Annotated in this window: 4 protein-coding genes; 2 read left to right on the top strand and 2 right to left on the bottom strand. The window is 33.0% G+C overall.

Translation table 4 applies throughout. From position 1 onward, the window contains the following. A partial coding sequence (locus tag CJF60_RS05105) for a lipoprotein 17-related variable surface protein (protein ID WP_180737987.1) occupies positions 1-2,360 on the top strand: 2,360 nt, incomplete at its 5' end. A gap of 96 nt (positions 2,361-2,456) precedes the next feature. Here the strand turns inward: CJF60_RS05105 and CJF60_RS05100 are convergent. Continuing rightward, the gene (locus CJF60_RS05100) at positions 2,457-3,032 is read right to left on the bottom strand and encodes a hypothetical protein (protein ID WP_084232862.1); all 576 of its coding nucleotides are present in this window, start codon (positions 3,030-3,032) and stop codon (positions 2,457-2,459) included. A 166-nt stretch (positions 3,033-3,198) separates the two neighbouring features. Next, positions 3,199-5,262, bottom strand: coding sequence for a lipoprotein 17-related variable surface protein (locus CJF60_RS05095; RefSeq protein ID WP_095279159.1), 2,064 nt, complete (start codon positions 5,260-5,262; stop codon positions 3,199-3,201). A gap of 123 nt (positions 5,263-5,385) precedes the next feature. Between CJF60_RS05095 and CJF60_RS05090 the strand changes: the two genes are divergently transcribed. After that, positions 5,386-5,988, top strand: coding sequence for a hypothetical protein (locus tag CJF60_RS05090; protein WP_084232859.1), 603 nt, complete (start codon positions 5,386-5,388; stop codon positions 5,986-5,988). The last annotated feature ends 12 nt before the right edge of the window (positions 5,989-6,000 follow it).

Raw genomic sequence — 6,000 nt, 5'->3', positions numbered from 1 at the left:
AAACTGCTACTGGTAAAACAGTGACAGTTTCAGGATTCAAAGTTGATACAACTAAAGCAGATGTCACAAGTTGATATTCAACTACTGTAGTTGATAAAGAAGTTACAGATACAGAACTAGTGGCTAAGAAACCAAGTGAAGTAGTTACAACAGATCTTACATCATTATTCACAGCACCTACAAGTGTAACAAATTCAACTGTCGAACTAGAACTAGTTACTTCAGGTGCAAACGACTCCAACGGTACCCTCAAAGTTAAAGTTTATCTAAAACAAGGTGATCAGTTCTACACAAGTGAAGGTAACTTAGTAACTGATAAAACAACTGCTGGTAAAGAAGTTACTTTAAGTGGCTTTAAAAATACTAGCCAGGAGTTAGAGGCGAAGGCTAAAGAATGATATGATGCCTTGCCTTCTACTTTTGCAGCTGATAGTGAAAGTGCGAAAAAATTAGCTAGTGAGTTTAGTAGTGAAGAAAAAATTAAAGAGTTGATTAACTTAAATACTACTGACAAAACTAAATTTGATGCACCTACAAGTCCATCAGGATTCACTGTTAGCTATAGTTTTGTTTCAGTAGAAGATGTAACTAGTGATGGTACAACAACTACAACTCTAAAATTCAAAGCATTATTGAAAAATGGAGAAAACAGTTTTGATGGTGCTGACGGTACAATCAAAGCAGATGCTTCAGGTAAAGAAGTATCTGTGACAGGCTTTACTAGTGAGCAGGCATTTGCTTTAAAAATCTATAAAGAACTTACTACTGAGAATTTAACAATGACACTAGATGGTTCAACTAATACACAAGCAACTGCTTTAAAAGACAAAATGGCTTCACAAGTAGCCGCTGATGATTTTACTAATTTAAACACTGCTTTAAAAGCAAAACTAGATTCATTAAATAGTTCTTATGAAGGCACAGGCTTTAAAATTGAAATTATTAAAAAAGCAAGTGAAAATTTTGATAATGCAGCAGGAGCCTTGCAAGTACAATTCTTATTATCAAGTACAAATGGTACAACTACCAAGTATTGAAAACTAACAACTACTAATCAATCAACATTAGGCGATGATGCTACTGTAGAAGCAGTTACAGATAAAGCATCTGCTACAGGAAGAGATGCTGATGTTACAGGATTTAAAACTGGTGTTGCTTATTTAAGTCCATTATTAGAAAGTTTTGTTTATAAAACAGATTTTACTAGTGATGATGAAGCAAACATTAAGAAACTATCTAATGTCTTTAAAGCACCTACAGATGCTGATGATGACACTCGTTTAGAAACTATGATTGATGCTTTAAATGCCTTGAAGGCAGAAAACCAAACTGAGCTTGATAAAAATGCTGTGATCGGTTATTCACTAAGTACAACAGCTAGTGATAATAAGTGAACTGTTGTTCCTACAGAAATCGATGGTAAATTAGTAAATGTTAGTGGTCAGTTTAAGTTAACTCCAGGTGAAAACAATGAAACAGAATCTGCTTTGAATATTAAAGGTACATCTGATTTAGCAGAATTTAGTCCACACTTTATGAGTGTGAAGGTGCCTACAAACTCAGATATTACTGCTGCAGCTGCTACTGCTAAAAACATTCACTTAGGAGTAGAAAACTTTGATTCATATACATTGTGAAGCAGTTTAACAACTAAAGCAGTTAATTTATTTAAAGATAGCGATGCTAAATTAGATGCCTTTTCAAACGCTCTAGGTGCAAAAATGGTTGAAGCAGCGCTACAAAATAAAGCATTAACTTCAACTACCCAGACATTCTATATCAATCCTTATCCAATGAGTGAATTACCAAATACAGTAACCACAAAAAGTGGAAAATATACTAATAACGGAATCGGTTCTAATAAAACAACTCTTTTACTAGGTGGATTTGGTAACTACAATACTTCACCATTAAAAGAAAATGGAAAACCATGAGCTAACGGTCAAGATGGATTATCAAAAAATTACTTTGACTATGGTAATGTAAGATGATATTTCTACGGTTTATATGAAGCTAACACTGAGGGTGCTGAAACATCTGGAGATGGTACCAGAAGAATTACTCGTTCACTACTTAATACAACTACACATCCAGTTGCATACGCAACAGAAGGAACAAGTACTGTAAGAGTACCTCATCCAAGTAAATATGTAAATAATACAGCTATAGCAATTCGTTTTTTATTGGAAGCTATTATTACTAATGACACTATGAGTAGATCAACAGGCGTAGATCAACAAGGATCAGAAGCAACAACCCCTGGAACTGGCGAAGGTACAACTCCAGCAACAACCCCTGGAACTGGCGAAGGTACAACTCCAGCAACAACCCCTGGAACTGGCGAAGGTACAACAAATTAGTTAATGAAATAAAACTAATTCAATTAATTTTACAAATACAAAAAAGCACTACAAATCTGCGTAGTGCTTTTTTCATATATTTAAATAAGATTAAACTTATTTCTTTTCTTTAATTGCTTTAAGTATTTCATCGAAGCGGTCATCGATTTTCTTATTCAATCTTTCTTCTAGATTATTAATCTGTTGTTTATTTTCTATTTTATTTTCATCAAATTTCTTCTCTAAATTAGCAATTTGTTCTTTTGTTTCTTTTTTATTTTCATCAAATTTCTTTTCTAGATTAGCAATTTGTTGTTTATTTTCTATTTTATTTTCATCAAACTTCTTCTCTAGATTAGCAATTTGTTGTTTATTTTCATCGTGTTTTTTATTGTTGTTTTGTTCAAATACATCAAACTTTTCATCAATATAAACAGTTAAATCAGCCTTTAATCTAGTGTACAAATCATTAAAATCTTTGTCTTTTTTAGGACCTCTACCTTTTCTAGGTTCTTTCACTATTTTTTCTCCTTCGATTGATAAATCATGTTTAAGTTGCGAACCATCTTCAGAAAAAATATATTTGTTCTTTTTGGTATAAAGTTTATAGTTTTTCTTTAGATCTTTAAGTTCTTTACAATAAGTATCCACATTAAGTTCTTCTCTGTCATCTTTAGGTACATTATCTGACATATTTCTCCTTAAAATTTATAAGTATTATAATTATAAACTAATTTAATAAGGCACTCTTAAAACAGGTCTTATAAATTTTAAAAGTGAAAAAAATATGAAAAAACCACAGTATGTAATTACCGTGGTTTTAAATTTTTAATTTTGGTTAGATTATGAAATTGATTAATTAAGAACCTGACACTTCAGTAGGTGTTCTAACCATAGTATCCTGAGTAATAATTGCTTCTAATAAGAAACGAATCGCTACTGCAAGACCTGATGAATATTTTTCTTGATCTGGAACTCTTGATTCACTTTGACCTTCAGGTACATAATATTGCGCTTTTGGTTTACCAAATAAGTTAGTTTTGATTGCCTCAGTTGTTCCTTCTGTAGCGTATGCAGGATATGTGTAATTAAAGTAGTATCTTGTATTATCTCATTTGAAGTAACTTCCTGAAACACCATTTTTTTTAGTTTTTACAAATGGCTTTCCATTTGAACGAATTGGGTTAGTTGTTCAATCTTGAATTCCTGATAAGATTAAAGTTTCACTACTTGCACCAATTTTATTTAAAGTTGATACACCAGCTTCATATGAATCTGTTGGAAGTTGAGCAATTGGATAAGGCATTACATAAAAGACAGATGATTCTGCATTTAATTCTCCACCACTAATTGACGCTTCAATCATTTTAGGTGCCATTAAATTTGAAAATAAATCTAGTTTATCTGATGAATCTTTGAATAATGTTGCTGCTTTTTCAATAAATGCTTTTCAGTCGGTATAGGTTTCAAAGTTTTCAACTTTAAGTTGTACGTTTTTATCATGACCATTTGCGTGTGTATCAATAGCAATTCTTGAAACACTCATAAAGTGTGGTGTGTATTCAGCAAAATCTGAACTTGACTTAATAGTAATCTCAGCACCAGCGCTTTGACTTCCTGCTTGCATTTTGAAAGCCCCTGTAACTGAAGCTAATTTAGTTGCATCTTCTTCTTTAGCAACGCTTCATTTACTATCTGTTGCAGTTGCACTTAAAGTATAACCAACAACAGCGTTAGCATCAAGCTCTGTTACACTATCAGCTTTTAAAGCGTTAAGTGTATCAACCATATCTTTTAAACGAGTATCAGCAGGTTGTTCTTGCCCTTCTGTTACTGCAGCAAGTGGTTTAAAGACATTAGATAATTTTTTAAGGTTAGTTGCATCAGTTGCTGCAACTGTTTTATAAGTATAGCTAGCTAATTGAGTACTTAAATAAGCTTGTCCTGTAGTAAAGCCAGTGACATTAGCATCACGACCTGTAGCACCATCTTTAGTTGTTTGTGATGTTACGGTAGCGTTAGTTAGATCATCACCTGTTCCTGCATCTAATTTTCAATACTTAACTGCATCACCTTCACCACTTGAAAGTAATAGTTGTACTTGTAATGATCCTGCAGTGTTATCTCAGTTAGTTTGTCCTGTAGTAGGTGTAACTTTGATAATTTCGAATTTGAATCCTGAATCTGCGTATGAAGTGTTTAGTGAATCAACTTTAGGTTTTAAGGCTGTGCTTAAAGTTGTATAGTCTTCATCACTTGTAACCTGTGAAGCCATTTTAGCTTGCATGGTTGTTGCTTCTGTACCTGTAGCACCGTTTAATGATAAATTAGTGTTTCTAATTTCTTCAGTAAGTGCTTTATAAGCAGTTAGTGCAAAGGTTTCTTCACTAGTAAATCCTGTGACTGATACTTCTTTACCTACGGCTGTTTCAGTAGTGATTTTACCGTCTGTAGAGTTGAAGTTGTTTGTTCCGTTTTTTAATAATGCTTTGAATTTTAAGGTTGTAGTTGTATTTCCTGAAGCAGTTACATCTTCAGCACTTACAAAACTATAACTAACTGTGAATCCTTCGGGTGCTGTGAATTTTGCTTTATTAGTTGCATCAGTCATTGCTGTAATTAATGCCTGAATTTTTTCTTCACTTTTAAACTCACTAGCTAACTTTTTCGCACTTTCACTATCAGCAGCAAAAGTAGCAGGCAGTGCCTCATATCAAGTTTTGGCTGCTGCCTCTAACTCTTGACTAGTATTTTTAAAGCCACTTAAAGTAACTTCTTTACCAGCGCTTGCTTTATCAGTTACTAAGTCACCAGTAGTTGTGTAGAACTGATCTCCTTGTTTTAGATAGACTTTAACTTTAAGGGTACCGTTAGTGCAGTTTGATCCCGAAGTAACTAGTTCTAGGTCGGTTGTTGATCACATATTTTGAGAACTTTTGTAAGTTCATTTTCACTGAACTAACAAATTTAACAAACCAATTTTCTAAAAAGATCTTCAATTCAGTTTATAAAGATATAAATAAGTAATTTTTTAAAGGAAAAAACTATGGCTAAAGAAAAAAAGAGCGATCTCGCAAAAGAATTGTGTGATGATATTGAAGAATTTGCTAAGAAAAACGATAATTTGCACGCCCCAATCAGAAACTTACAGGAGCAAGAAGATGCAAGTGCTTACGATCTAAGTTTAAGAGGTAAACCAAAACCAAAAGTGTCTGATCCAGGTGGCGATGGCAACGGTAGTGGCAAAGACAATAAATATGCAACTAAAGACTATGTTGATAAGGCTGTTTCAGGCTTAAAAGAAGAAGTTAAGGTAATTGTCAAAGAAGAAGTTGCTCAGTCAGAAGCAAGAATGACTAATAACATGAATAAGGCCATTGCTGAATCTGAAGCAAGAATGACTAACAATATGAATAAGGCAATCGGTGAATCTGAAACCAGAATGACAGAGAATATGTCAAAATTTGCAACCAAAGATTATGTAGATAAGGCACTTTTAAAATCAGAAGAAAGAAATAAAGTTTTTGTTAAAGAAGCAACTGCTCCGATAATAGTTGAACTTGCTGAAACTAGAAAAGAAAATAAGGAAACTAAAAAAACCTTAGATAAAATTCTAGGCTTAATAGAAGAACTTAATAAGAAAAAATAACCTTCTTTTTAT

The sequence above is a fragment of the Mycoplasmopsis agassizii genome, assembly GCF_002272945.1.
Lineage (GTDB): Bacteria > Bacillota_I > Bacilli_A > Mycoplasmatales > Metamycoplasmataceae > Mycoplasmopsis_B > Mycoplasmopsis_B agassizii.
The sequence above is the reverse complement of the archived record's forward strand: the minus strand, read 5'-3'. Positions and strand labels throughout refer to the sequence as shown.